Genomic DNA, 26,847 nt, shown 5'->3' on the forward strand with positions numbered 1-26,847 from the left:
TCAGGAAGAGAAGTCCCAAACAAAACAAAAAAAGCACGTAATCTGCCGCTACATGCTTTCTATCTTATAAGAAACCCACGACATATCTCTCGATAGCTCTCCACAAACGAAACGTTTGTGACAGTTCTGCACTTATTAAATGCAGACCCAGCAAGCGTGCATGGTGGACACGACTTACTTCGGCAACCATTCCTTTCTCATTCCTTCATCAATGCCACTACATCTCCTGAAATGATACTCTTAATGATTGCAACCTCTACCTCACCGAGATACGAATGAGGATTTAAATATTAAATTAACGTCTTTAAGAGTAACAAATGAATTTTTATACGTCAATGGATATAGTAATAATCAGATTATAGAGAAGAGTTTGTGATTAGGAATGAATAATTATTTGATATAAAAAGAAGCCGATCTAAACTAGATCAGCTTCTACATATAAAATTAAACTAAGTTTAATACTGTTACTTTTTCACGTGTCATAGACTCAAGGCTCTTACGAATACCTTGTGCGCCCATACCTGAACCTTTTACACCAATGAATGGGAAGTGGTCAGGGCCGCGCTCTGTGCGTCCGTTAATTTGTACAGAACCAGTTTCGATTTTGTTAGCAATTGCAAATGCTTTGTTAATGTCTTTAGTGAAGACACTTGCTTGCAGACCGAACTCTGATTTGTTAGCAATTTCAATTGCTTGTTCATCTGAAGAAACACGGATGATTGGAAGGATTGGGCCGAATGGCTCTTCCCAAGCAACTTTCATCTCTTCTGTTACGTGATCGATTAATGTTGGGTAAATTAAGTTACGCTCACGTTTGTTACCGATAACGATTGTAGCACCTTTTTCTACAGCGTCGTCAACTAAACCTTGAACGAAGTCAGCAGACTTGTCGTCGATTAATGGAACGATTGTGCTGTCTTGTTCTGGAGATCCAACTGATAGTTCAGCTACTTGTGCTTTTACTAAGTCAACAAGCTCGTCCGCTACGTTTTCGTGTACAAGTACACGTTTAATAGCTGTACAACGTTGACCAGAGTAAGAGAATGCACCGCTTACGATATGGTTTGCAGCATCTTGTAAGTCAGCATCTTCACGAACGATACCAGGATCTTTACCACCAAGTTCTAATACAAGTGGAATCATTGAAGCTTTTTTCGCTAAATGTTTACCTGTGTTTGTACCACCTGTGAACGATACCATATTGATGCCTTCGTGTTCTACTAAGTAGTCACCAATTACAGAACCGCGTCCTGTAGCTACGTTTACAAGACCTTTTGGAAGGCCAGCTTTGTGAAGTGCTTCCACCATTTTAATACCACTAATTGCACCTTGAGTTGCTGGTTTGAAAATAACAGCGTTACCCATAATTAATGCTGGTGCAAGTTTTGCAGCAGATAAGTTTACTGGGTAGTTAAATGGTGCGATTGCTAATACAACACCAAGTGGTGCGCGTTGGATAATCGCAAGTTTAGATTTCGTTCCGCCAGGGAAGCTATCGCCCATCATGCTTTCTCCGTGCATATGTAAAGCTTCTTCGATCGTGTAACGAATGAAGTCAGCTGTACGAACAACTTCTTTCTTCGCATCTTTATAGCCTTTACCGACTTCTTTCATAATGATATCGGCAATTTCATCCTGCATATTTACGAGCTCATCAGCCCATTTATATAAGTATTTTGCGCGATCTTGTAGGGAAGCTTCAGCCCATGATTTTTGAGCTTCTTTTGCAGATGCAATTGCTTCATCTACTTCTCCGCGAGTAATTGCTTGTACTTGTCCAATTACTTCGTGTAAGTATGGAGATGGAATTTCGATTGTTTCTCCTGAAGAGCTTTCTCTCCATTCTCCGTTTAAATAAAATTTGTACGTATTGCTAGTTGTCATGATTAGTCCTCCTAAAATAGCAACTTGTAAGAGTGAGTATAAGGTGATTGTAGGGGGTTTGATAACATTTTTCAAATGAAATGTTTGTGAAAACGATTTCTTATTCTTTTTTTATTTTGTATGCCCTTTCTTACGGAATATTCTCTTATTTCAAAATGATGTAGCGTATATTTTTATTCAGTTTGTAAAAAAAAATTGACAGAATACTCAATAAAGTTGTAAGATTATAAATGGAAAATAAATGAAAGGGGTGTGCGTAATGATTGTAATCGTAAATGTAATGGGCTTAGCTCTGTTAAATGGCAGAAAACATTCATATCATTACGCAACCCGTGCGGATATATAAGGCATTCTCTGTCTTATAAGAAGCGTACGTTGCGTATATCGTAACGTACGCTTTTTATGCATTTTTGTGCATATCGTCAAGCGGCGGTATGCTTTTTTTTGTTTATTTTTCCTTGTATGGTTACGATGAAAATTTTGGAAGGTGGAAAAATGTGATGAGATTGTATGGGTTACGAAATGTAAATGTGATGGGTCTGGATAGTGGATAAAGAAGTGAGAGTTAAACGAGAACGAGAAGGGAGAGGTTACATTGTTATCAGTATTACTAAAGCTAAAATGGTTTTTTAAAGAGCATTGGAAGAGATATAGTATCGCTATTGGAGCTCTTTTAATTGTAAATATAGTTGAAGTCATTCCCCCGAAAGTGTTAGGGGTTACGATAGATAATATAAAAACAGGAACGTTAACGAATGCGGAGATTATGCAATTTATTCTCATTTTAATAGGGGTTACGGTAATTGGATATGGTCTTACTTTCGTTTGGCAACACCAGCTGTTTGGGGGAGCATTCGTACTGGAGAAAACGATGCGCTCTAAATTTATGGGGCACTTACTTAAAATGACACCGACGTTTTATCATAAAAATCGTACGGGTGATTTAATGGCGAGAGCGACAAATGATTTAAAAGCAATTGCTATGACAGCTGGTTTCGGTATATTAACGCTCGTGGATTCGAGTTTATATATGCTTACGATTGTCTTTATGATGGGATTTACAATTAGTTGGGAGCTTACATTTGCGGCGCTTATACCGCTTCCGATTATGGCGTATGCGATGAACATATATGGAAAGAAATTGCATGAGAGATTTACAGTCGCGCAAGATGCGTTCGGAGATATGAATGATAAAGTACTTGAATCGATTGCTGGTGTGCGTGTTATTCGTGCATACGTACAAGAGAATGCAGACGAGGAAAGATTTCATCATTTAGGAGATGACGTCTACGAAAAAAATATGAAGGTAGCAAGAATTGATGCATTATTCCAACCAACTGTGAAAATGCTTGTCGGTCTTAGTTATTTAATCGGCTTAGTGTACGGTGCATACCTTGTGTTCCAGTCAAAGGTGACGCTTGGTGAACTCGTTTCTTTTAACGTGTATTTAGGGATGATGATTTGGCCGATGTTTGCAATTGGTGAATTAATCAATGTTATGCAAAGAGGAAATGCTTCGCTTGACCGTGTGAATGAAACGTTAGCGTATGAGCCAGATGTAAAGAATCCAAAACATCCAAAGCTTGTGCAAGATCCGGATTATATTCAGTTTGATGATGTGTCTTTCTCATACCCTTCATCAACTGAAGAAAATTTAAAGAAGGTTTCTTTCACATTAAAGCAAGGAGAAACGCTAGGGGTTGTCGGAAAAACAGGAAGCGGGAAAACGACGCTTGTACGTCAGCTTCTTCGTCAATATCCGCTTGGAGATGGAGATATTGCGGTCTCTGATGTGACATTAGATAAAATAACAAATGAAAATGTACTCGGATGGATTGGGTATGTACCTCAGGAACATATTTTGTTCTCAAAAACAGCGAGAGAAAATATTTTATTCGGAAATAGGGAAGCGACGGAAGAAGAACTTGAGAAAGCAATTGAAATTGCTGCGTTTAAAAAAGACTTAGAGTTTTTACCAGAAGGATTAGAAACGCTCGTTGGAGAGAAAGGTGTTTCTTTATCAGGAGGGCAAAAACAAAGGATCTCGATTGCGCGAGCTGTTATTCAAAATCCAGAAATTTTAATTTTGGACGATTCTTTATCAGCTGTAGATGCTCGTACGGAAGCAGCGATCATTGAAAATATAAGAACAGAAAGAAGCGGAAAGACGACGATTATTACGACGCACCGTTTATCTGCAGTGCAACATGCGGATTGGATTCTCGTTATGGATGAGGGGCAAGTAATGGAAGAAGGTACACATGCTCAGCTTATCCAGAGCGGAGGCTGGTATGCTGAGCAGTTTGAAAGACAACAAGGTGAAAGTGAAAGTGCGGATAGTGGGGTGAAAATATGAGCGTTTCAAAACGATTGTTTCAATATGCGATGAAAGTGAAGGGGACGATTTTTGCAGCGATGCTAATGTTATTTATTTTCGTCATTGCAGAGCTTGCTGGTCCTTTCGTCGCTAAAACGATGATTGATGATCATATCGTCGGGATAGAGAAACCTTGGTATGAAACAGAAAAGAGTGAAGAAGCTGTTTCATATAATGGCGCTTTTTATAAGCGAAGTGATCGCTTTGAACAAGGCGAGACAAAAGGTAAAGAAGTACGTGTGATGCAAGTCGGTTTTCAATATTATTTTGTACCGAATAAAGTGAATATTGAAGGGTCACGTACTGTAAAAGGTGATATGATTACCGTTCAAAATGGTAAGGCGGTGCAAGTGTATAAAGCGAAGGCATTAACGAAAGAAGAAGTGTTTGCATTTTATAAACCAGAAATAAACCGTCTATTATTACTTGGTGGTGGCTATTTCGCTTTATTAGTAGTCGTATCATTATTTGCATACGGAAAGCAGTTCTTCTTGCAGAAGGCAGCGAACAAAATTATTCAAATTATGAGGGAAGATGTGTTTTCTCATATTCAAACGTTGCCGATTCGTTATTTCGATCATTTACCGGCGGGGAAAATTGTTTCGCGTGTGACGAATGATACAGAGGCCATTCGTGATTTATATGTAACTGTACTTGCAACATTCGTTTCTAGTATCATTTATATTATTGGGATATTCGCTGCGCTATTTTTATTAGATGTGAAGCTCGCTTCATTATGTTTATTAATTATCCCAATTTTAATTGTTTGGGCGATTCTTTATAGAAAATATGCGTCTGTATATAATCATAAAATGCGTTCACGTTTATCCGATATTAACGGAACAGTGAATGAATCCATTCAAGGGATGCCAATTATTCAAGCGTTCCGTCAAGAGCGTGAAACGAAAAAAGAATTTGAAGAATTAAACGGCGATTATTTTAAGTATCAAAATAAAATTTTAAATTTAAATGCAGCAACTTCGCATAACTTAGTAGCTGTATTAAGAAATATCGCTTTCACAGGAGTGATTTGGTATTTCGGCGGTGCGTCATTAAGTGCTACAGGTATTATTTCACTTGGGGTACTGTATGCGTTCGTCGATTATTTAACACGATTATTCTCGCCAATTACGAATATGGTGAACCAGCTTGCAAACTTAGAGCAAGCGCGCGTTGCATCAGAACGTGTCTTTGAATTGTTAGAGGAAAAAGGAGAAGCGGTAGAAGAAGAACGTATGCCTCGTTTAAAAGGAAATGTAAAATTTGATAATGTATCATTTTCTTATAATGGAAAAGATGAAGTGTTAAAAAATATTTCTTTTGAAGCGAAACAAGGCGAGACAGTGGCACTTGTCGGTCATACTGGATCAGGAAAAAGTTCTATCATGAATGTACTCTTTCAATTTTATGAGTTTGAAAAAGGAAAGCTTACGATTGATGGTCATGATGTAAGAGAAATGCCGAAACAAGCAACTCGTGAGCATATGGGAATCGTACTGCAAGACCCGTTTCTTTTTAGCGGGACGGTCGCTTCCAACGTAAGCTTAGAAAACGAAAAAATTTCAAAAGAGCGCATTGTAAAGGCGCTACGTGATGTTGGTGCTGAAAGATTTGCAAACAATATAAATGAAGAAATTACAGAAAAGGGAAGTACGCTTTCCACTGGAGAACGTCAGCTTATTTCGTTTGCTAGGGCGCTTGCTTTTGATCCAGCTATCTTAATTTTAGATGAAGCAACATCTAGTATTGATACAGAAACAGAGGCGATGATTCAACAAGCGCTGGAAGTTGTGAAAAAAGGAAGAACGACGTTTATTATTGCTCACCGCCTTTCAACAATTAAAAGCGCAGATCAAATTATTGTGCTCGATAGAGGGACGATTTTGGAAAAAGGGTCTCATGATGAACTCATGAAAAAGCGTGGGCGTTATTATGATATGTATAAAACGCAAATGGAAGGCAATCAGAGTGCTTAATAGGTATGGAGGAGAACTTGTGATTTTCACAAGTTCTTTTTTATTGACGAACATGTCGACTCTTTAGCGAATTACGACAGTTAAATAAGAAGTATTGTTTTACCTTTTTCTTTATAAATGCTATATTAAAAAATGTTACTTATTTTTTGTATGTGGCGTTATTTTTCCCTTTTGTTTGATTATGAAGAAAAAGGATAAACTAAATAAGAACATTTTCATTGAAAAATTGTTCAAGATTGCATACAATCAATATAGTTTTTAAATTCCTATCAGAATACTTGGAGGATTACAATCATGAAGAAATTATTTTCAGTGCTTGCAGTAACTACATTAGCGATCGGGATTGTAGCCGGCTGCGGTAAAGAAGAGAAAAAAGATACAGCTAGTCAAGACGCGTTACAAAAGATTAAACAAAGCGGTGAACTTGTAATTGGTACAGAAGGTACATACCCACCATTTACGTTCCACGATTCAAGCAATAAATTAACTGGATTTGATGTTGAATTAGCAGAAGAAGTTGCAAAACGTTTAGGTGTAAAACCTGTATTTAAAGAAACACAATGGGATAGCTTACTGGCTGGCCTAGATGCAAAACGTTTCGATATGGTTGCAAACGAAGTTGGTATTCGTGAAGATCGTCAAAAGAAATACGATTTCTCTAAGCCATACGTTTCATCTTCAGCGGCATTAGTTATTGCAAAAGATAAAGATAAGCCTGCTACATTTGCTGATGTAAAAGGACTAAAAGGAGCACAATCTTTAACGAGTAACTATGCAGATATCGCTAAGAAAAATGGTGCGGAAATTATTGGTGTAGAAGGATTTAGCCAAGCAGCAGAATTATTAGCTTCAGGACGCGTTGACTTCACAATCAATGATAAGTTATCAGTACTAAACTACTTAGAAACGAAAAAAGATGCGAAAATTAAAATTGTAGATACTGAAAAAGAAGCTTCAGAAAGTGGATTCTTATTCCGTAAAGGTAGCACTAAGCTTGTACAAGAAGTAGATAAAGCGTTAGAAGATATGAAAAAAGACGGTACGTATGACAAAATAACGAAAAAATGGTTCGGTGAAAATGTATCTAAGTAGTGCATTGGTTTCAGATCGATTGTCTACTTGGATAGATATTATGCAGTCTTCCTTCATGCCTATGCTGAAGGAAGCTGTTTTTACGACAATTCCATTAACGCTTATTACATTTATTATCGGGATTATACTGGCAACGTTAACAGCGCTCGCACGTATTTCTGGTAGTCGTATTTTACAATGGATTGCTCGTATCTATGTATCTATCATTCGCGGAACGCCACTTCTTGTACAGTTATTTATTATTTTCTATGGTCTTCCAACTCTTAATATTGAAGTTGAGCCATATACAGCAGCAGTTGTTGGATTTTCATTAAATGTCGGTGCATATGCATCTGAAATTATTCGTGCTTCTATCCTTTCCATTCCGAAAGGGCAGTGGGAAGCAGCTTACACAATTGGGATGACATATCCACAAGCATTAAAACGTGTTATTTTACCACAAGCAACGCGCGTATCAATTCCACCGCTTTCGAATACATTTATTAGCTTAGTGAAGGATACTTCATTAGCATCATTAATTTTAGTAACAGAAATGTTCCGAAAAGCGCAGGAGATTGCGGCGATGAACTACGAGTTTTTAATTGTTTATTTTGAAGCAGGTCTTATTTATTGGGTTATTTGTTTCTTATTATCAATCGTACAACAGATGTTAGAGAAGCGTTCAGAACGCTACACATTAAAATAATCCTTTTACAAAAGGAGTTTTTGTTTTTATGATTTCAATTCAGCACTTACAAAAAAGTTTCGGAGATAATACCGTACTAAAGCATATAGATTTAACAGTTGAGAAAGGCGAGGTTGTTGTTATTATTGGACCGTCTGGATCTGGTAAAACGACATTCTTACGTTGTCTTAACGTACTAGAAACACCAAACGCCGGTAGCATTCGCATCGGCAATAAAGAGCTTAATTTTGCTCAAAAAGTATCGAAGAAAGATATTGTAAATCTTCGTACGCAAACAGGTATGGTATTCCAGCACCATAACTTATTCCCTCATTTGACAGCACTTCAAAACGTAATGGAAGGACTCATTACAGTGAAAAAAGTAGGGAAAGAAGAAGCGAAGAAAAAAGCAAACTACTTCCTTGAAAAAGTTGGTTTAGCAGATAAAGTGGATTTATATCCATTTCAATTATCAGGCGGACAACAACAGCGTGTTGGAATTGCGCGCGCGCTTGCGATGGAGCCGGAAGTGTTACTATTTGATGAGCCGACGTCAGCACTTGATCCTGAACTTGTTCAAGAAGTTCTGAAAGTAATGAAAGAACTTGCTAAAGAAGGTATGACGATGGTCATTGTAACGCACGAAATGCGTTTTGCACATCAAATTGCGAACCGTGTTATTTTCATGGATGGCGGTGTCGTTGTTGAACAAGGTACACCAGAAGATGTATTTACAAATCCAAAAGAAGAACGTACGAAGAAGTTTTTACAAATGTTGCAATAAATTAAGGAAGGTCTCAAGGCATATGCCTTGAGACCTTTTTGCCATATATATTTATTTGTGGAATCCGCCAAGGCTTTGCTCAGCCATTGCAACTAGACGTTTTGTAATTTCTCCACCAACTGAACCGTTAGCACGAGCCGTAGAATCTGCTCCTAATTGTACACCAAATTCTTGAGCGATTTCGTACTTCATTTGATCGATTGCAGCTGTTGCACCTGGTACTACTAATTGATTTGAAGAATTTTGGTTTGCCATAGGAATATATCCTCCTTAGAGTTATAAAAGTTTTTTTGGTTGGACTAGCTGGAGTTGAACCAGATTATCGCCCCGGTTGGCGCTAATCCATCGGTAATTAAGTTTGTACTCATAGTATGGATGTTACCTAGAAAGATATACAAAATAATAATTTGTAAATTTTGTCAAAAAAACTTATTGATTTCGTAAATTATGAAATAAGAGTAATCGTTGTATTTTTAAGAAAACAGGCCAAACTAAGGAGGATATTAAATATAATTTTCTCATTGTAGCCTGCTACTTGTAGGCTAATCATTAGCTTCTTATTTATGATTTATTGAAATGAAATCGGTAGCAACTTCATAGTTCTATTTTTAAGTAGGGATGGAGTGACCGCTCCTATGCATGGGTAGGTGCTCTCTTCAATCTAAAAAAGAGAGGCTTTAAACGATAACGTATGGAGGAATCATGATGGGGATTTGCCCGCTTTGCAACGCATTAGAATCACAAACATATTCTTGTCAAAATTGCCAAAGTATACTCCAAGATTATGGGAAGTCTGTAGATTACATAGACGATTATAGTGCCTATATGGATCAAGAATTATTAAATGCAGTAGATGGTTTAACGCATAATAATTCAAATGAATATTGCAATCATATTTTTTATTGCGGAGTATGTAACGTGGAAACAGAGGTTGTAGTAAAACTTGTGTAAATAGAAAACTTCCACCTTATTATCTAGGTGGAAGTTTTTGTATTTGTATTTGTGAGTGAATCATAGGGGAAGGGATATGTTCGGTATTTGATGAAGCCCCTGATTTTATTTGAGACATTTTTTCTTTTGTATCACGTAAAGAATGTTCAGTTAAGTAGACGGCATATTCGTAAAATAACTGGCGCGTCATTTCACTTTGCTCTTTTAATTTTTCATCTTGGAATACAGTTCGCCCAGGTTTAGAGTTGGCTTCAAAGAGCCACGGATTTTCCTTTGTGTCTAAACCGATATCAAAACCGATTTCTCCAATATTTCCGGTTACTTGTTCATCGAGCGCGTAACTTATTTGTAAGGCAGTATGTTTTAATTTGTTTTCAATTTGAACTTGTTTCGTTGAATCTGGAAAAAGCTCTTGTAGCAATTTTGTATCACCGCCGCTATTTACGTGCGTTGTTAAACTGCCTTTGCCGGCGATTTTGGCGACGATTGCACTAACTATCCAATTACCGAAATGATTTTTATTTGTATGAATGCGGAAATCAACAGGTTGCCCATCGAAGCGAAGTAACGAAATACCTTGCTGTACGATAAACTTTTTTAAATCATGTCCCTTTAATACGTGGTTTAGAAGAGTTTCTAATGATTGATACTTTCTCAGTTTATTTTCTTCATTTTCGCGATAACGACAGTAGTAGCAATTCTCTGTTTGAGAATAAAATATTTGATGAATATTTCTACCAAAGCTCCCGTGTATTGGTTTCATGTACACTGATTTATACGTGCCAAGAAACCGTTCTACTTGTTCAAAATGCTGAAATGCTTCTGTGTTTGGTAATAAGGGTCTAATTGATTCGTCTTTCATAAGAAGTTGATGAACTTCCCATTTATTGAAAAAACCTGGATTAAACCATGGAATGGAGTAGTCTTGTTCTAACTTTCTTTTTGCTCTGACGATTGGTTTGTAATTTTCTGCTTGTCGATTTGGTAATCGATCGTAAATGACATTTGGTAAAGGAACCTTTTTCTTTATCCATTGTTTCTCTTGAAAGAAATATCCTTCAATCGTTTCTTCTTCCCAGTTTATATGTTGAACGCCAAAGACGAATACGAACGGTCGTAATGAGAATGGTGGTGTTAACAACTCACTGAGGGCAATTGAACGATTTCCTAAAGGGATAGAAGAATCATCGTTAAAGCCAGTTGTGAAAATGCCGATTAATGGTCCGAAAATAATTGTTTGGTTTTGTGTGAATGCATGAATAGTGGTTGATTGAGGTAGTAAAAGTTTTTCAGCAATATGTTTTCCGATAATAATTTCGCGAGTAAAGGAATAATGAATTTTCACCTCTTCACTTGCAATGTGACGTATACCGAAGGAGAGGGATGTAATAGGTGGCGTAATAGAAAAAACGTAAGGTAAAGTAATACTATTTGGATGTTCATCTGAAATGTTTAATGTATATATATGTTCTTTCAAAATAGGTTTACCTCCTTTCATTATGGTGTAAAGCGACTGAATTTAAGTGGTCCGTGAAATATCTTTTCAGCTAATGAATCACTATGACGAATGTATTGTTCGTAAGGGGGAATCGTGTTGACATACATAAGCCAAATTGCGCCTTTTTGATCCATAATGGTGGAAAGTTCTAGTTCAAATAACGAAGAATAAGACTGATCTAGTGTTTGGAATACTTCATTTAAAATGTCGTGTAAAGCATCTTGCAATAGTTGCACACCCGTACTAGATAGTACGTATTTAATTTTTGAAAATGAATGTAATGAATCATCGTCCGTTGTTGAGGGTAAAAGCTGATTAGGAAATGAGCTTTTTTGTATAAATTGACCGATAACATTCCAAGTTTGTTCTTTGTTTTTTTGCAAAATGGTTCGAATGTGGAGTGGATATGTTAATTGATTTGGTGGTTGTAGCATAGTGTGCGCTATGTAACGGGATGAACGTATGTTAGATTTACACCAAGATATAAATTCGTCTGTCCGTTTGATTGTAATAGAAGTATGGTATTTTTCATTTACTGTATCGATATGAAACGTTTTATTTTTGTAAGCAATTCGATATAAGTTATCCTTAGAATGTATATTAGTGGGGCGTATAATAATATCTTTAGTTTTTAACAACAGTTTGAAAATGTTTTGTATCGTTGCTATTTCAAATTTTGGTATATAAGGAGACAGTTTCTTATTAGTGAGAAATAAATCATGTAGTTCACTTAAATTAATAAGTGTGTTATTTAAAAAGGTAGTGGAAGGACGATTGTGCAAAGAGTGAATAATTGATTTTGCTTTTTCAAAGTCTGTTTCCTCGTGAAAAGAATAACGATCATATATATAAGAAGGAATAGGGAATGTTTGCTCTTTCCATTTTCCTGTATCTGTATCGTAAATAAGACCAGAAACAAGGTCTGTTTTAGGATCAATACAAAATGGCGTAAACTGGGCAACGACATTATGATAAAGCCGAGCGCGTTTAGCGATTTCGGTGTAATATGTTTGCTCATAATGAAGTTTAGAAGCTAAAAGACCGAGAACCAACGAAATCACTCCTTTACTACTATTTGCATAATAGGCGAAGCTATATATTGCAAATACGTTTTTATACCATTATACTTTTGTCCGTATGATGATATGCTATAGTTTTGGAGAAGTGAAAGGTTGATTGTAATGAATATATGGTTAAATATGTTAACGACGACAGGACTCGGAGCAATTATTGGGGGATACACGAATCATTTAGCGATAAAAATGTTATTTCGTCCTCATCGCCCTATTTATATCGGAAAGTTTCAAGTTCCATTTACACCAGGATTAATTCCGAAACGTCGTGATGAACTTGCTGTTCAATTAGGGAAAATGGTCGTAGAACATTTGTTAACACCGGAAGGAATCGGAAAAAAGCTAACAAATGAAGAGTTTCAAAAAGGTTTAATCCACTGGGCGCAAGTGGAAGTGGATAAAGTAATTAAGAATGAACAATCACTGCGACATATGTTAGAAAAATGGAATGTAGCGCATGTAGAAGAAGAAGTGACTCAAAAAATTGAATATGTGATTACAGAAAAAATACAGGCATTTTTAGCTGAGTATTATACATATACATGGGAACAGGCTTTACCTCATTCTGTAAATGAAAAAGTAGAGAATGCGATTCCGAATGTCTCGGCGTTTATTTTAGAGCGAGGAATTAGCTTTTTTGAAAGTGAAGAAGGGAAAGGCCGTCTTTCAAAAATGATTGATGATTTCTTTGCTTCTCGCGGAACGCTACTTAACTTAGTCGGAATGTTTTTAGGAAATGTAAGTGTAGTGGATCGTGTGCAGCCAGAAGTTATTAAGTTTTTAGGGCAAGATGGTACAAAGCAGCTTTTAACTGACGTACTGCAAAAAGAGTGGGAAAAGTTAAAAGGAAGAGATGTAAAAGAATTAGAATCGTTTGTAGAGAAAGAAATGATTGTAAGCTCCGTGTTGTCAGCAGTTAAAGTAGAGGAAACAGTGAGTAAGTTTTTAAATCAATCTGTTCAGCAAGTATGTGAGCCAGTTCGAGAAACAATTATTGAAAAAGTGGTTCCAAGCACAGTAACGAAAGGCTTGAAGTGGGGAACAGAAAACGTAGAGAGTATACTAAACAATCTACATCTTGCGGAAATTGTCCAGCAAGAAGTGTCTACATTCTCAACAGAAAGATTAGAAGACTTAGTTCTGTCTATTACGAAAAATGAATTGAAAATGATTACGTATTTAGGAGCATTATTAGGTGGAATAATCGGACTCGTACAAGGATTGTTACTATTGTTTCTTAGATAATAAGGTGAGTACATAGAAATAAAAGTGAAATTTCTTCACATCTCTTGCATAGTTTGATATGGTAAGAAGAGGTGCGTATGTAAATGCACTGAAAAGGCAGTGCGTATGAAAAGCGCTAGCCTTCTAAAGGAGGAAAAATAAAATGACAAAGAACATTCATGATGTTGCATATGAATTACAAAAAGCAATCGCTGAAAACGAAGACTTCAAAACTTTAAAAGAGAGCTACGCAGCAGTTCAAGCCGATGCGGCTTCAAAGAACTTATTTGATGAGTTCCGTACAATGCAACTTAGCCTACAACAAAAAATGATGCAAGGCCAAGAAATCACTGAAGAAGACAACCAACAAGCACAAGAAGTTGTAGCTCGCATTCAACAAGATGCTAAAATTACAAAATTAATGGAAACTGAGCAACGCCTAAACGTTGTAATCGGTGACGTTAACAAAATTATCATGAAGCCACTTGAAGAATTATATAGCGCGCAACAACAAGCGTAATAGTGGAAGACGCTCCTAAAGGGGCGTCTTTTTATTGTTTATGACACAGAGAATCGCGTCTTTTACGTATATAAAAGGTGCGATTTTATATTTTCGTTTACACGCATTTGGATTGCGGTGTCTATAAACGCTCGATTGATTCAGCTAATAATCAGTGTTTTTTCATCGCCACTCACTGTTTATTATTTGAAATTTATATGAATATAGAGCATATTGAGGGAATTCTCTTTCAGCCATCTCCTATCTATTTCGTAGAGGCGCATTAGTATTTCGGTGAAACAATTGTAATTTTTACATATAATGTATGTGCTGCGGAGAAAATTAATAGAGATAAATGGAAGAGGTTAGAATAGATGGAGACCCTTATAGATTTACATAGTTTTAAAACGGAAATATTAGCGAAACATGTACTTCATATGATGATAGAAAATGATTTCTTTTATCAAGGATCGCAATTGGTTGAAAATATTTGGGTAAATGATTCAACTATTTTTATAAATAACGTAAAGATACTTACAAAAGGTATTGAGATTTATAAAAAGAATAATGAATTTTATTTAACACGTCAGCCAGATAGTACTAAAGTAATATTATATTAATATAGTATATATAGTGGGAAAGTAGCTTATAATTCTCAAAAATTTGTGTTATAATTTTTTCCTAATCTAACGATGGTGAGTATATATTTTTATGGGATTCTGATTTTTTAGAAGTGTGTTTAATCTATGTGCTTTTGAAAAATATAGAGCCATTTTTAATGTTTTAGGTGTAAGATAAATAATTCTATATTTATTGAGGAATGAAAAACAAAAAAATTTTAAGAATACCTAGGGAGGGCAATATATATTTTATTTACCTTTGAAAAAATGCGGATTTATTTTCAATGTGAAAGTATAAGGTAAATAATTCTATATTTATTGAGGAATGAAAAACAAAAAAATTTCCTTGGATAATACCTAGGGGGGGCAATGTATATGGTTGCGTTTGCAAAAGGATTTATGCAATGATAGCAAGAATGTGGAAATCTAAGTGGCAGTTGTTGATTCTATTATTTTCACTTATAGTTAGTGTTTATTTCGCTAGTTTAATAAAAGAATATCCTGAGATGGGTATATCTGTAAAAAAAGATTCTAACCAATATGTTATATATGACTTATCAAAATATAGTTGGGCAGGAAAAAGAGATTTCCAAATAGGAGATATTATAGAAAAAATTGATGACGAGTCACCATCTAAACATTTTACAGTTGGATCGTATCATTCAATTGAACAAGCGAAAAAAATCACATTAAATAGGAATGGGGAAATAAAAGAGTATGAGATAAAATATACACCTTATAGTAAGCAATTATTTTATCATTTGTTCATTCCAGTTGGGTTTTATGTAGTATGTTTTTTGATGGCATTCTATCTTTTAATGTTTGTTCCTGAAATGAATCGTAGTACCATTAATCTAGTATATTTTTTAATTTCTCTTGGTGTGAACTTTATTAGTATTATGGCTGTTGAAAGAGATGATATATTCTCTTTTATTGTGGCTTCAATTTCATTAGTATGTTCATTTACTTTCTTTATTCGGTTCATGATGTTGTATTTTTTGAATAATCAAATAAAGTTTTTGATACCAAAGCAATCAAAAGTTTTAAATGCAATATCGATATTCCTTATTATAGTGAGTATTTTCGTATATATAGAACATAATGAATGGGCTAATTTGTTTACGATCATTTTAAGTTTGATATTATTTTGTTGTACAGTATACCTTTTAGTAAGATTTTATTTTAAAAGTAAAAATAGTAGTTACATTAAATATTTAAAAATTATTATTATTAGTTTTTTTGTGTCGGCAACCCCATTTGTTTGTTTATATTTAATTCCAAATTTATATTATGGAGAAGAGTTTATAAGCAGTGAAACAACGGGGATTTTCTTTTTATTTATCCCAGTGTGCTTGTTTTATTTAGTAATTGCAGGGAAGTTGTTTAATTTTAGATTTATTATTCAGCGACTACCGCATTATATTATTTTATCTGTAGGGATTAACATATTTTTGGCAGTATTAACTATGGTAATTTTTGAAGAGAGTGAGGCAAGTCTATTAGAGTGGATAAAATTTAGAATTATTGCTATTATTATCTGTATTTGTTTTTTATATATTAAGGATTATATAGATTTTAAGTTGAGAAAAAGTTTATATCATCATCAAAAAAATTATCAATTCAGTTTGCATCGATTTTTACATCAAGCAAAAAATGAATATAAACTATCAAATTTAATTTATAGTATGCGAAGAGAAATAGCGGATATTTTAAAACTTGAAGAGACGTGCTGCGTAGAAATAAATAAAATTGAGAAGTCTGTCCGTGTTTTGGATAGTGAATATGTTCCTCACCGGACGATAGAAACGTTATTTAATCATCAACTAGATACCTACAAGGTTGGTTCCATCGTACAGTTAGAAAAACACTTTGGATTTGTTTTATCTGCTTCAGCAGATAAAATGCTTATTTTATTGTGTAATTATAATGGAAAAGAAAATTTAAATGTAGATGAAGTAGTTTGGATTGAAACATTATGTAATTATGCAGATTTATTATTAGAGTGTTCTAATCAAATTGAAGATTTATTAAAGCAATTACAGGAAATAAAAAGTTTAGAGCACCCACCCATGTGGTTGGCGAGACTTATGTTCAAACTATCGGAAAAAGAACGAACAAATCTTGCAAGTGATATACATGATGGAGTTTTGCAAGATCAAATACGTTTAACTAGAAAATTTGAGAGTTATAATGAACGTGTTAAAGATGAGGAAATGAAAGATATACTTAATGAAATACATGAAGAGCTATTAGATCATATTTATACAATTCGTGAAACATGTAATAATTTGAGGCCGCCATTTTTATATGAAGTAGGTTTAAAACAAGCACTACTGAATTTATTTAAGCAGATTAATTTAAAAGCGACCTTTTTCTTCTATTATGATATTCCTGAAAGAATTGTTGTGCCTAGTATTGAACATGAACAAGCGATTTATCGAATTGTACAGGAGCTATTAAGTAACGCGATGAAACATTCAAAATCGACAAATGTAACGATAAGATTATTTCAAAAAGATGATTATCTATATTTAACTTATGTAGATAATGGGATCGGTATTAAGTTAGATGAAGTAAACTATTCTTATAACACATTAGGTTTGTCTGGGATTGTCACTAGGATACAAAGTTTGAATGGAGAGATGTCTGTTGAATCAAAACCTAATCTTGGTTTGCAAATACTTATTAAATTTAAAGATAATTAGCTTTTGATGAGTCATCAGATGATAGGGTGATTTTGTGTGTAATGATATTGAAAGGATGAGAATATGATTTCAATACTTGTAGTAGATGATCATGTTGCAGTAGGATTAGGGACGAAGGCGTTAATTGAAAAATACGATGAGATGAATGTAGATGTAGTTCATAATAGTATAGAAGTAGAAAAAATAATTAAGAATCAAAAATATGATGTTTACTTAATTGATTTACAAATGCCGAATATAAACGGTTTAGAGTTATCTAAGAAAATATTAAAGATACATTCAGAGGCATCGATCCTTATTTTTACAGGATTTGATGTATTTGCACATTATAATTTGCTAATAGATAATGGGATTCTTGGTGTATTGAGTAAAACTTCTTCTGAGGAGCAAGTGATAAATGCAATACACCATGCAGTGAAAAAAGAAGTTGTTTTACCTTATCAATTAGTTAGGCAATTGAGAATAACAGAAAATATATCAAATATAAGCATAGAAGATGGACCCGAAAGGGCAGTATCTTTAAATGAAGAAGAGAAAAAAATCCTAGTTGAAGTAAGTAAGGGGAAAACAAATAGAGAGCTTGCCGAAATATTAAATTTAAGTCAAAGGTCGGTAGAATATAAATTAACTGACATATTTCATAAGTTACAGGTGTCATCAAGGATGGAAGCAGTACAAAAGGCGCAAGAACTAGGGATTATTTATACTTTAACAATATGAAGCAATTAGGATTGGTTATATGTGTATAAGTGTAACTTGTTTATGAAAGAGAAAGATTTATATAAAACAAAATAAGGTTTATTTCGCTAGGCATAAGCTCAATATAATATTGGTTTATGCCTTTTTTATTTATGTGATATGGATAATTTTGGTTTTTCGCGCGGTTTCCCGCAAAAATAAATGCGTTCCCCCGTGCGTACTTTTCGTTTATGTATTTCAAGAAAATGGTTAACATTATATGTAGAGTTGAAAACTTAGTTGTCTTACTTAATGGATATAGACTAAAAAAGATAAATTGAAGTATTTAATTATATGTGTTTTAAGTACTTTAGTGAATAAAGAAAGGAGGAAAATGAAGATATTGAATAAAAGAAAAAAAATAGGGCGTATTTGTTTAGCAAGTACGATTATTTTTACACAATTAAGTACATTAGATGCTTTATCAAGTACAGCTTATGCAATTGAAGATAATCAAGAAATAAAATTATTGTTACAATCTGAAAAGAATAAAGCGCAGGTAGATGAAGAAATAGTATTAAGAATAATGGAATTGAAAAAAACTGGTGACAAAGTTGAGATTGTAGTGCCAGAAGGTATGGAATTTGATGAAGAGGCGACTAAACTATTGAATGAACGAAATGGCACGTCTGAAAGAATTCGTTTAATAGAAAATGCGGTAATTCAAATTGAGAAAAATTCACAAAGTAAAGCTTTAGATGTAGTACGTTTGTCGGTGAAAGGAAAAAGGCCTGGAACTTATAAATTCGAGACGAAGCTAAAGCAAGGGAATCAAGAAGTTCAATCGAAAATAAATCCAATAGTATATATTACTGAAAATCCAATGGTGAAAGGGACTTCTGAAGAGAAGAAGTCTGACATCATTCATCAAAGTGATAAAGAAGAAAAAAGCGAAAAAAATGTAGAAATCCATAATGAAGAAGGCACTGGGCTAAAAGAAGTAAGCTCTGAAGAAAGCAAAGAAAATGTCGTGAAACAGAAAGAAACAACTCAAGCAGAAATAGAAAAAATAATTGATTCAGAAAAAACACATGTTGAAGAAGTGAAAAATGAAGAAAAAGCGTCTAATGAAAAAGCGACTATAGAAAAGGTAGAAGAGCGCTTAGAGAACCAGGAAGTTAAACATGCTGTAGTAAATGGCACAGTAGATGTTTATGATGATAAAACATTTAGAGAAGCGTTGAATGATAAGAGTGTTTCAAAGATTAACATCAAAAACGACTTTACTGTAAATCACCCTGCATATGGTTTTCTCACTTTTCCAGTTAGATCAGATTTGGTGATTGAAGGAAATGGTCATACTGTTGACTTTGGAGGGCTATGTGGGGTTTTCACAGCTACTGTGGCGAATAAAATGAATCTTACTATACGAAATATAAACATTCTTGGAAGTAACTATTATGGACCGTTTCGGATGGATGCACCTCCGAATTCTAACTCTGCTTTTATAAAATATGAAAACTTGAGTTATATAGGACCGCAGTTAACGTGTTCTTATAATGCGGATGTTATATTTGCTGGTAAGCTGAATGTTCAATCGGTTGAAAAATACACGTCATTAGACGGAAAATCTATTCCAACTATCGGTACAGATACACAGCAAAATGTTGAAGCGACAAATGTGAAATTTCTTGAAGGTACTCATTATACTGGTAGTACTAAAAAATCAGCAGTATTTGGGCTATTTAATGGTGGAACAGTAGATGTAGGGAAAGATGCCATTATTGATGTTTCAGCATCTGATACTGGCGGAGAAAATCCGCAGGCAGTAATTGTAACGCAAGGGCAGTTTATAATCCATGACGGTGCAAAAGTTAACGTGAATACAACTTCAACTAGCAATCGAGGCGGAATACGTGTTGAAGGAACAAATTCGGGGATTACTGTAAAAAAGAATGCAGAGTTGAACATTAATACAAAAGGTAATCTAGGTTACAATGCGCTTTATCTAGGACCAAGTGCAAATCTTAAAGTTGCTGATAGTGCGAAATTAACTGTGAAATCAGAAAACACATCAACTTCTACGCAAGCAAGTGTATATGCAGGGAATGGAAGCTCTTTTATAATTGGTGAAAAATCAACGTTCGATGTACATTCCGATGGAACTGGATCAAAAAACCTTATTTATATTGGTACAAATGCAAAGTTCCAATTCGCAAATGCTGAAAGAGTAAATTTGGCATTAGATAATTCTCATGCATCAAGTAGGCTAATTTATATGTATGGTGTAAGTGGAGTATTAGATGTAGATGTACAGCGTGTAAAAGCTTGGAAAAATGGTGTGTCAATCGATGATGATGATAAACCAAGTTACATCTGGAATCCGATGTATGGAATGCAGGTTAAATATAATTATAGTGACGTTAGAGAAGCAGTAGGGAATTCATTAACTGAAAAAGTACAAAATGATTTCCGAGAAAACTTCCGAACGCAAAACTTTAAAAGAGTACTATTTGAATATATTCCAAATGTAGCAGTTTCTATTGATGAATTAACAGATAATCAGAATAAAGAAAACAGTCATATTATTACGGGTGTTACAAATCCAGGTGCGTTAGTGCGTTTATCAGGAGACGATGCAATTCCAAGTCCAACAATTGATTCTTCTGATATAAATATTTCTGAAAAGTATCACGTAGTTGCTGATAGTGAAGGGAAATATTCATTTACTTTGCCTAAAGGGAAATATTTAACGGCTGGAAATACAGTAAAAGCTTTCTCGTATTTAAATGGTAAATTTGCTGAGTCAAAAACAATTGTTAAGGATGAAACAGCTCCAGAAAAGCCTATTCTTGAGGAACCAATTAAAGATATATCCGAAAAGTTTCAAGGAAAAGCTGAACCAAATTCATTCGTACATATTTATAGTGAGGATGTGCTAATTGGATCGGTGAAAGCAGATGCTAACGGAATATATACATTTGTAATACCAGAAGAGAAAAGACCTTTAGTTCCTGGAACTAAATATTATGCAACAGCTACAGATGCAGCAGGAAACGTAAGTGAGAAATCTGATCTCGTTAGCGTGAAAGATACAATGCCACCGACAGCTAGTCCGGTTACTCAAGTAATCAAAATTGGGGATGATTTATCGGATAATGCGAAAGATTATGTAACGAATGTAAATGATAATGCAGGTATTTCTGATAGTAATCTTTCTTACAAAGTTACGAAAAACCCAGATGTATCGAAAATAGGATATGTTGAAGCTGAAGTTACAATAACGGATGCGGCTGGAAACGCAACGAAAGTGATTGTTCCTGTATTCATAAAAGATGATCAGGTTACGATTGGAAATGAAGCTGCCATACAGGCGAGGGATTTTGTATCTGTTGTAGATGATGTGCCGACAGATGTGGAACAGTTAAAGCAGTTTATATTGAAAGAAGCAGAAGTGAAGGCGTGGGAACTTCCAGGCGGAGCTGATGTTACGAAGGAAGTTCAAATTGTAGATATAGGTGGTTTAACAAATCAAATTGGTGATTACACTGTAACTTTAAAAGTTAAAGATGTTGAAAGAAAGATTAAAGTAAGTGTAATTGGTGGGAATCTTGAGCTAATTGATGTGCCACAAAGTATTTCGTTTGGTAATGTAAAAGTTCAATCAAGGGAGAAAGTCTTTAACCGTAACGGTATGAAAGGAAAATTAATTGTTTCTGATAAACGTAAAGATAAGACTGAGTGGCAAGTTTATGTAAAGCAAACAAGCCCATTAATGAATACGGACAATGATATATTACCTGATTCGATTGTATATAGTACAAATGGTATTGATACCGTATTAAATGAACAGTCTTACTTAGTTACTACTCATACTTCAACGAATAATGAAGATGTTTCGTTTGATTGGAAGGATGACGAAGGGATTCGCTTACGGGTTACTTCAGGTCCAAATATAAAAGTAAATAAGAGCTATAAAGGTGAGCTTGAATGGACGTTAACGAATGCTCCAATTTAAAGTGAAATATCTAGAAGCTAGAATGTAGATATTAAATTTAGAAAGGAGATAGTGTAATGGTGAAGAAATACGTCCTATTACTGATGATACTAGTAGTACCGGTGTTTCTCTTTTATGAAGAAGTATTGGCAAATAGTATGAATTCAAAAGCAGGAATTACTTTTTCAAATAGTTATAATCCGTCAGAAATTGAGGATCCATTGATTCCAGATGGATCTAAAATAGTCGTCAATATATCAGACGACCGGATTACTAATAAGGTGTTGCCAAAAACAGGCGGACAAACCTCACTTATTTTGCAGTATGCAGGGGTAGGTTTATTGATAGCAGCCTGTATAACATTATTTCAAACTAGGAAAATAGAAACAAAAGTTTCTATTAAATAAATTAATTTAGTGGAGGTAAATGATGAAATTAACAAAATTAGCATTAGCAGGAGCGGTATCACTTGCAGCGCTTGCAGGGGGAACACAAGCATTTGCAGAAGAAGCAGCTTCAATGAAGTCTGTAACGGATGTAATCTTTACAGAAAATGAAGGTATTACGGGACCGGTTGATCCAACGAACCCAGATGAAGTAGTTGAGCCGATTGAAGATCCAGAAAATCCAGACGATACACATGAGCCAGGAACCAATGGACCGTTAAGTATTGATTATGTATCTAATTTCCATTTCGGAAAACAATCGATTTCTGGTCATGATAAAGTTTACTATGCTGAGTTAGAAAATGTAAAAACAGCATCAGGACAAACAAAAAAAGTGCCAAATTATGTACAAATCACAGATAACCGTGGTACAAACGTAGGGTGGAAACTGACGGTAAAACAAGATGATCAATTTACAACTGCAGACGGTAAAAAGTTGGATGGTGCTGAGATTAAATTAATGAATTCAGTTGTAAACTCTGCAACAGATAAAAAATACGCGCCAACGGCAAAACCTGTAACGTTAAATCCAGACGGATCAGCACAAGATGTAACGAGTGCACAACAAGGTCAAGGTATGGGAACATGGACAACTGCATATGGTCAAGATATTGAACAAGCTAAAAACAGTATTAGTTTATCTGTACCAGGTACAACAGAAAAGGTAAAAGATGCAAAGTATAAAACGACATTAACTTGGACTTTAGAGGATACACCGAAATAATTTCTGAATATTGAAAAAGAAAAATAACGTAAAAGGAGAACTAATATGAAATTTACAAAAGTAGCAGTAGTAGGAGCATTCGCATTAACAACATTAGCGGGAGGAACATCAGCTTTCGCAGAAAAAGATGGTGGAACGTTAAATTCAAAAGCTTTTATTCAGTTTGAAAAAAATACAGATACGGTAGATCCAATTAATCCAATTAATCCGGATGAAGTAGTAGAGCCAATTGTAGATCCAGAAAATCCAGATGATACACATGAGCCAGGAACCAACGGCCCGTTAAGTATCGACTATGTATCTAACTTTAATTTTGACAAACAAAAAGCATCTGGTAATAACGAGGTGTACTATGCAAAATTAGATAATGTGAAAAATAAAAAAACAGGTGCTGAAAGTGAAGTTCCAAACTTTGTACAAGTAACAGATAATCGTGGTACAAATGCAGGGTGGAAATTAACAGTAAAACAAAACGATCAATTTACAACTGCAGATGCTAAAGAGTTAACGGGAGCTACTTTAACGCTGAAGAACGGTACGTTAAATTCCGCAGCTGGTAGTAAGGCACCAACAGCTGCACAAAATATCGCTTTAACTCCAGGTCAAGCTTTTGATGTTGCGACAGCCCAAGAAGAAGAAGGTATGGGAACATGGACGAATTCGTTCGGTGAATCAGTAAAAGATGGCGAGAAGAGCGTTGAGTTAAGTGTACCGGGTAAAACGAAAAAAGAACAAGCTCAGTACACAACTTCTCTAACTTGGGAATTAAAAGACGCACCAATGTAATAGAAGCATTTAAGAGAAATAACGAAAGAGATAAAGCTGTTTTTCAGTCTTTATCTCTTTCGTTTGTATATTAAACTATGGAATATGTGAGGAATATAGTATGAAATATGTAAAGAAAATTATGAGTTTTTTATTGGCTGTAGCGATTTGTATAACTGTTTTTAATGTGAAAGTAGAAGCAGCTGAAATGAAATTTGCGGTAACCGCGGTCATTCCAGAAAATCAAGTGGATAAAAACCAAACATATTTTGATTTGAAGATGGAACCAGGACAAAAACAAACGCTGCAAGTACAAATGAAAAATGATACAGATAAAGAAGTAGAAGTAGAGACAAATGCGAATACCGCAATTACAAATAATAATGGAATCACTGATTACAGTGTAGTGAATCCAGAGTTTGATACTACATTAAAGACACCATTTTCAAAAATTGCTAAAGTACAAAAGGAGACAAAAATTCCAGCGAAAAGTACAGTAGTAGTAAATGTGAATATTGAAATGCCTACAGAATCATATGATGGTGTGATTTTAGGTGGTTTATACTTTAAAGAAAAAGAAGATGAAGAAGATAAGAAAAAATCAGAAGGTGTGCAAATCAAAAATAAGTATGCATATGCTATCGGTGTTGTATTAAGAGAAACGGATGCAGAAGTAAAACCAGATATGAAATTAAATGAAGTAAAACCAGGTCAAGTGAATGCGCGTAATGTAGTGACAGCGAATTTACAAAATATAAAACCAGCAATGTTAAAGAATTTAAGCGTAGATGCAAAGGTATACACTGAAAAAGGTAAAGATATACTACATGAAACGAAAAAAGAAAATTTAAGAATGGCACCAAATTCTAACTTCGATTATGCAATTAGTTGGGACAATAAAGCTTTAGAGCCAGGAACATACCGTCTAGAAATGAAAGCAACGGACGGTGACCAGAAATGGGAGTGGACCAAAAAATTTACGATTGAAGGAAAAGAAGCACAGAAGTTAAATGATACAGCTGTAGAGGCCAAAAAGGATTATACTCTGTACTATATTATCGGTGGAATTTTATTACTTGTAGCACTACTAGTTTTAGTATTCTTGCTAGGAAGACGCTCTAAGAAAAAAGATGGCGAACAAGAATAGTAAACGATATATATTGATGATGTAAGTACTATTAAGAGAATGATAGCATGATACAAAACACTGTTAAGAAATAGTGTTTTGTATTTTTTTATAAAGTATTTGAAAGAAAGAGAATATTAGTCAGAATGGCCAATTTATAGATTCGCAAGGTCGTAAATTAACAGGTTTGAAAATTACGTGATTTTGGAAAGTGTGTATAATATACGGGTGTGAAAGAGAAGGGTATGTAATATAACAATATTATTATATGATTTTTAAAATGTGCACTGCGTTATGAATGGGAAAAGAGGGCGATACAAGATGCGAATTGGAAAAAAGGTGATAATTGTTATGATAATAGCAATTATTAATATTTCTTTATTATTTTCTAATCTCAATGTACTAGCGGTTGAGGTGTAAAAGAACCGCTAATTAATGCTATGAGGTATGTAAAGGGCAGTCAACAATATACGTTAGGTGAAACGGCTGTAGAAGTGGCTGCGTCTATTTCAAGGAATAACGAACCGACTGAAGTAGCTTGGAATGAAGAAACGAATGGTATCCGATTATTTATTGAGCCTAGTCCGCTTATTAAAGTTGGTATGGAATATAAAGGAAAGTTAGAGTGGGTGTTAGCAGATGTGCCGATATAACGCGGTATTCACGCAAGAAAAAATGCGTGAATGCGAGAGGAATGTTCGGTGATATAAATGGAAGAATATAGTATAGTTACATTAAAGGCAAAATAAACTCGCGAGGACTAGCAGCTTAATATATTGCCTTTTATTAGGGTGTATAGTCGTATTCAAGTATATACTAATTAATAACAATCAATATAAAGAAAATTACTTGAAAGACAGTCAATTATTTTAAGACACGGTAAAAAATTGCTGTAATAAGTTATTAGTATTGCATTGTTAAAAGAGTAATTTAGGGTTGAGTTACTCCAATTGATAAAAATCCTATACTTTGTCAATATAGTGATTTTATCGTCCATTATTTGTTGTTATTTTGCGTTTGTTGTTTTTGCTTTGGCCTCCTTTAAGGAGGCCTTTTTTTGGGGAAACGGATGAAGTGCATCCTTACACATAATAAAGCCTCTTTAAAATCCCTATATGTTGGTGAATATTTTAAAGAGGAATGTATGATCTAACATGTATTATCACTTACTGAAATACTCAGTTTTAATGTTCTTTTCCTTCAAAAACTTTTCAATTTCTTTTTGCTTCCTACCATTAGCTTTCTCAAAGCGCTTTGTAAAAGAGAAATCAGTTTTGAATAAGTTACGATCTTGAGCGAGTTTGTCTAATTCTTGATCTAGTTCTACTGAAAGTGCTGTAGATGATGAAATAAATTCATATATTTCTTTTGAAGGCTTTTTGTAATCATCAGGGATTGTATTGTTACTAATAAAATTATGGAAGTTTGTATCATTTTGTTTCGCTAATTCTATTAGTTTTTGTAATTTTTCTCGGTCAGATTCAGTGATATTTTCATCGGATGTAGTGGATGAAAGTGGAACGATATTTTCGTCTAACTCTCCGCTATAATTTAAATAACTTTTTATATTTTGTTTCATTTCGTCTTCACTAATATTTTCATTTTTCTTTGAGGAACTAAATATATTTTCTGGAACTTTAATAGCAACATCTTTAATAGATTGGACATCGTTTTCTTCCTTAGGTTGTACACTGTTTGAACAAGCTGATAGAAATAACATTGTAAGTAACATGAGTGGATATAAAATATACTTTTTCATATTAA

At 34.5% G+C, this 26,847-nt stretch carries 22 protein-coding genes and 1 riboswitch; of the genes, 17 read left to right on the forward strand and 5 right to left on the reverse strand.

Features of this window, described 5'->3' with window-relative positions; genetic code table 11:
- Nucleotides 1–85 precede the first annotated feature (85 nt).
- A riboswitch (Lysine riboswitch) is annotated at nt 86–267 on the reverse strand.
- Between the two features lie 177 nt (nt 268–444).
- Complete coding sequence (gene gapN / locus BCG9842_RS04190) at nt 445–1,884, reverse strand: NADP-dependent glyceraldehyde-3-phosphate dehydrogenase (protein WP_000213629.1); 1,440 nt, start codon at nt 1,882–1,884, stop codon at nt 445–447.
- A 595-nt stretch (nt 1,885–2,479) separates the two neighbouring features.
- Between gapN and BCG9842_RS04195 the strand changes: the two genes are divergently transcribed.
- The 5 genes from BCG9842_RS04195 (at nt 2,480) to BCG9842_RS04215 (ending at nt 8,777) form a co-directional block, all read left to right on the forward strand.
- Nucleotides 2,480–4,240: an ABC transporter ATP-binding protein gene (locus BCG9842_RS04195; RefSeq protein ID WP_000953777.1), complete on the forward strand. Its 1,761-nt coding sequence runs from the start codon at nt 2,480–2,482 to the stop codon at nt 4,238–4,240.
- Nucleotides 4,237–6,237, forward strand: coding sequence for an ABC transporter ATP-binding protein (locus BCG9842_RS04200; protein ID WP_000116622.1), 2,001 nt, complete (start codon nt 4,237–4,239; stop codon nt 6,235–6,237). Before BCG9842_RS04195 ends, BCG9842_RS04200 begins: the two co-directional genes overlap by 4 nt.
- A 294-nt stretch (nt 6,238–6,531) precedes the next feature.
- Nucleotides 6,532–7,329, forward strand: a complete 798-nt coding sequence (locus BCG9842_RS04205) for an amino acid ABC transporter substrate-binding protein (protein WP_000732844.1) — start codon at nt 6,532–6,534, stop codon at nt 7,327–7,329.
- On the forward strand, nt 7,316–8,014 hold the full coding sequence (locus BCG9842_RS04210) for an amino acid ABC transporter permease (RefSeq protein WP_000281496.1): 699 nt from the start codon (nt 7,316–7,318) through the stop codon (nt 8,012–8,014). The genes BCG9842_RS04205 and BCG9842_RS04210 overlap by 14 nt, the downstream gene beginning before the upstream one ends.
- A gap of 28 nt (nt 8,015–8,042) precedes the next feature.
- Nucleotides 8,043–8,777, forward strand: coding sequence for an amino acid ABC transporter ATP-binding protein (locus BCG9842_RS04215; RefSeq protein ID WP_000623613.1), 735 nt, complete (start codon nt 8,043–8,045; stop codon nt 8,775–8,777).
- A gap of 51 nt (nt 8,778–8,828) precedes the next feature.
- On the opposite strand, the gene sasP is transcribed toward BCG9842_RS04215, so the two are convergent.
- The gene (gene sasP / locus BCG9842_RS04220; protein ID WP_000013338.1) at nt 8,829–9,032 is read right to left on the reverse strand and encodes a small acid-soluble spore protein, SasP family; all 204 of its coding nucleotides are present in this window, start codon (nt 9,030–9,032) and stop codon (nt 8,829–8,831) included.
- Nucleotides 9,033–9,482: 450 nt separating this feature from the next.
- Between sasP and BCG9842_RS04225 the strand changes: the two genes are divergently transcribed.
- The gene (locus BCG9842_RS04225) at nt 9,483–9,728 is read left to right on the forward strand and encodes a hypothetical protein (RefSeq protein WP_000510472.1); all 246 of its coding nucleotides are present in this window, start codon (nt 9,483–9,485) and stop codon (nt 9,726–9,728) included.
- A 19-nt stretch (nt 9,729–9,747) separates the two neighbouring features.
- On the opposite strand, the gene BCG9842_RS04230 is transcribed toward BCG9842_RS04225, so the two are convergent.
- Complete coding sequence (locus BCG9842_RS04230) at nt 9,748–11,205, reverse strand: YheC/YheD family endospore coat-associated protein (RefSeq protein ID WP_000658094.1); 1,458 nt, start codon at nt 11,203–11,205, stop codon at nt 9,748–9,750.
- Between the two features lie 20 nt (nt 11,206–11,225).
- Nucleotides 11,226–12,278, reverse strand: a complete 1,053-nt coding sequence (locus BCG9842_RS04235) for a YheC/YheD family endospore coat-associated protein (RefSeq protein WP_000242800.1) — start codon at nt 12,276–12,278, stop codon at nt 11,226–11,228.
- Between the two features lie 129 nt (nt 12,279–12,407).
- Here BCG9842_RS04235 and BCG9842_RS04240 point away from each other — a divergent pair, with 129 nt between their 5' ends.
- The 11 genes from BCG9842_RS04240 (at nt 12,408) to BCG9842_RS04290 (ending at nt 25,736) form a co-directional block, all read left to right on the forward strand.
- The gene (locus BCG9842_RS04240) at nt 12,408–13,544 is read left to right on the forward strand and encodes a DUF445 domain-containing protein (RefSeq protein WP_012614747.1); all 1,137 of its coding nucleotides are present in this window, start codon (nt 12,408–12,410) and stop codon (nt 13,542–13,544) included.
- 142 nt (nt 13,545–13,686) lie between these two features.
- On the forward strand, nt 13,687–14,043 hold the full coding sequence (locus BCG9842_RS04245; protein ID WP_000164612.1) for a YlbF/YmcA family competence regulator: 357 nt from the start codon (nt 13,687–13,689) through the stop codon (nt 14,041–14,043).
- A 353-nt stretch (nt 14,044–14,396) separates the two neighbouring features.
- Nucleotides 14,397–14,642: a hypothetical protein gene (locus tag BCG9842_RS04250; protein WP_000449033.1), complete on the forward strand. Its 246-nt coding sequence runs from the start codon at nt 14,397–14,399 to the stop codon at nt 14,640–14,642.
- A 404-nt stretch (nt 14,643–15,046) separates the two neighbouring features.
- On the forward strand, nt 15,047–17,347 hold the full coding sequence (locus BCG9842_RS04255; protein ID WP_012614748.1) for an ATP-binding protein: 2,301 nt from the start codon (nt 15,047–15,049) through the stop codon (nt 17,345–17,347).
- A gap of 63 nt (nt 17,348–17,410) precedes the next feature.
- Entirely contained in the window at nt 17,411–18,067 is a 657-nt protein-coding gene (locus BCG9842_RS04260; RefSeq protein ID WP_000623551.1) for a response regulator transcription factor, read from the forward strand.
- A gap of 352 nt (nt 18,068–18,419) precedes the next feature.
- Nucleotides 18,420–22,043 (forward strand): pectate lyase-like adhesive domain-containing protein, encoded by a 3,624-nt coding sequence (locus tag BCG9842_RS04265; protein ID WP_000698521.1) that lies wholly within the window; start codon nt 18,420–18,422, stop codon nt 22,041–22,043.
- A gap of 56 nt (nt 22,044–22,099) precedes the next feature.
- Nucleotides 22,100–22,429, forward strand: coding sequence for an LPXTG cell wall anchor domain-containing protein (locus BCG9842_RS04270; protein ID WP_000239723.1), 330 nt, complete (start codon nt 22,100–22,102; stop codon nt 22,427–22,429).
- 22 nt (nt 22,430–22,451) lie between these two features.
- A complete protein-coding gene (locus tag BCG9842_RS04275) occupies nt 22,452–23,192 on the forward strand; it encodes a WxL domain-containing protein (protein WP_000778939.1) in 741 nt (246 codons plus the stop codon).
- 45 nt (nt 23,193–23,237) lie between these two features.
- Nucleotides 23,238–23,978 (forward strand): WxL domain-containing protein, encoded by a 741-nt coding sequence (locus tag BCG9842_RS04280; RefSeq protein ID WP_000673256.1) that lies wholly within the window; start codon nt 23,238–23,240, stop codon nt 23,976–23,978.
- Between the two features lie 100 nt (nt 23,979–24,078).
- Entirely contained in the window at nt 24,079–25,104 is a 1,026-nt protein-coding gene (locus tag BCG9842_RS04285) for a DUF916 and DUF3324 domain-containing protein (protein WP_000878340.1), read from the forward strand.
- A 419-nt stretch (nt 25,105–25,523) separates the two neighbouring features.
- The gene (locus BCG9842_RS04290) at nt 25,524–25,736 is read left to right on the forward strand and encodes a hypothetical protein (protein WP_001271090.1); all 213 of its coding nucleotides are present in this window, start codon (nt 25,524–25,526) and stop codon (nt 25,734–25,736) included.
- 509 nt (nt 25,737–26,245) lie between these two features.
- Here the strand turns inward: BCG9842_RS04290 and BCG9842_RS04295 are convergent.
- The gene (locus BCG9842_RS04295) at nt 26,246–26,842 is read right to left on the reverse strand and encodes an NDxxF motif lipoprotein (RefSeq protein WP_000760030.1); all 597 of its coding nucleotides are present in this window, start codon (nt 26,840–26,842) and stop codon (nt 26,246–26,248) included.
- Between the last annotated feature and the right edge of the window lie 5 nt (nt 26,843–26,847).

This window comes from Bacillus cereus G9842 (assembly GCF_000021305.1).
GTDB lineage: Bacteria > Bacillota > Bacilli > Bacillales > Bacillaceae_G > Bacillus_A > Bacillus_A thuringiensis_S.

Coding starts and splice junctions, on each gene's coding strand:
- BCG9842_RS04285 (WP_000878340.1), top strand. CDS start 24,079: ATGAAATATGTAAAGAAAATTATGAGTTTTTTATTGGCTGTAGCGATT.
- BCG9842_RS04280 (WP_000673256.1), top strand. CDS start 23,238: ATGAAATTTACAAAAGTAGCAGTAGTAGGAGCATTCGCATTAACAACA.
- BCG9842_RS04245 (WP_000164612.1), top strand. CDS start 13,687: ATGACAAAGAACATTCATGATGTTGCATATGAATTACAAAAAGCAATC.
- BCG9842_RS04225 (WP_000510472.1), top strand. CDS start 9,483: ATGGGGATTTGCCCGCTTTGCAACGCATTAGAATCACAAACATATTCT.
- BCG9842_RS04275 (WP_000778939.1), top strand. CDS start 22,452: ATGAAATTAACAAAATTAGCATTAGCAGGAGCGGTATCACTTGCAGCG.
- BCG9842_RS04205 (WP_000732844.1), top strand. CDS start 6,532: ATGAAGAAATTATTTTCAGTGCTTGCAGTAACTACATTAGCGATCGGG.
- BCG9842_RS04250 (WP_000449033.1), top strand. CDS start 14,397: ATGGAGACCCTTATAGATTTACATAGTTTTAAAACGGAAATATTAGCG.
- BCG9842_RS04265 (WP_000698521.1), top strand. CDS start 18,420: ATGAAGATATTGAATAAAAGAAAAAAAATAGGGCGTATTTGTTTAGCA.
- BCG9842_RS04295 (WP_000760030.1), bottom strand. CDS start 26,842: ATGAAAAAGTATATTTTATATCCACTCATGTTACTTACAATGTTATTT.
- BCG9842_RS04240 (WP_012614747.1), top strand. CDS start 12,408: ATGAATATATGGTTAAATATGTTAACGACGACAGGACTCGGAGCAATT.
- BCG9842_RS04290 (WP_001271090.1), top strand. CDS start 25,524: ATGAGGTATGTAAAGGGCAGTCAACAATATACGTTAGGTGAAACGGCT.
- sasP (WP_000013338.1), bottom strand. CDS start 9,032: ATGGCAAACCAAAATTCTTCAAATCAATTAGTAGTACCAGGTGCAACA.
- BCG9842_RS04210 (WP_000281496.1), top strand. CDS start 7,316: ATGTATCTAAGTAGTGCATTGGTTTCAGATCGATTGTCTACTTGGATA.
- gapN (WP_000213629.1), bottom strand. CDS start 1,884: ATGACAACTAGCAATACGTACAAATTTTATTTAAACGGAGAATGGAGA.
- BCG9842_RS04270 (WP_000239723.1), top strand. CDS start 22,100: ATGGTGAAGAAATACGTCCTATTACTGATGATACTAGTAGTACCGGTG.
- BCG9842_RS04200 (WP_000116622.1), top strand. CDS start 4,237: ATGAGCGTTTCAAAACGATTGTTTCAATATGCGATGAAAGTGAAGGGG.
- BCG9842_RS04260 (WP_000623551.1), top strand. CDS start 17,411: ATGATTTCAATACTTGTAGTAGATGATCATGTTGCAGTAGGATTAGGG.
- BCG9842_RS04215 (WP_000623613.1), top strand. CDS start 8,043: ATGATTTCAATTCAGCACTTACAAAAAAGTTTCGGAGATAATACCGTA.
- BCG9842_RS04255 (WP_012614748.1), top strand. CDS start 15,047: ATGATAGCAAGAATGTGGAAATCTAAGTGGCAGTTGTTGATTCTATTA.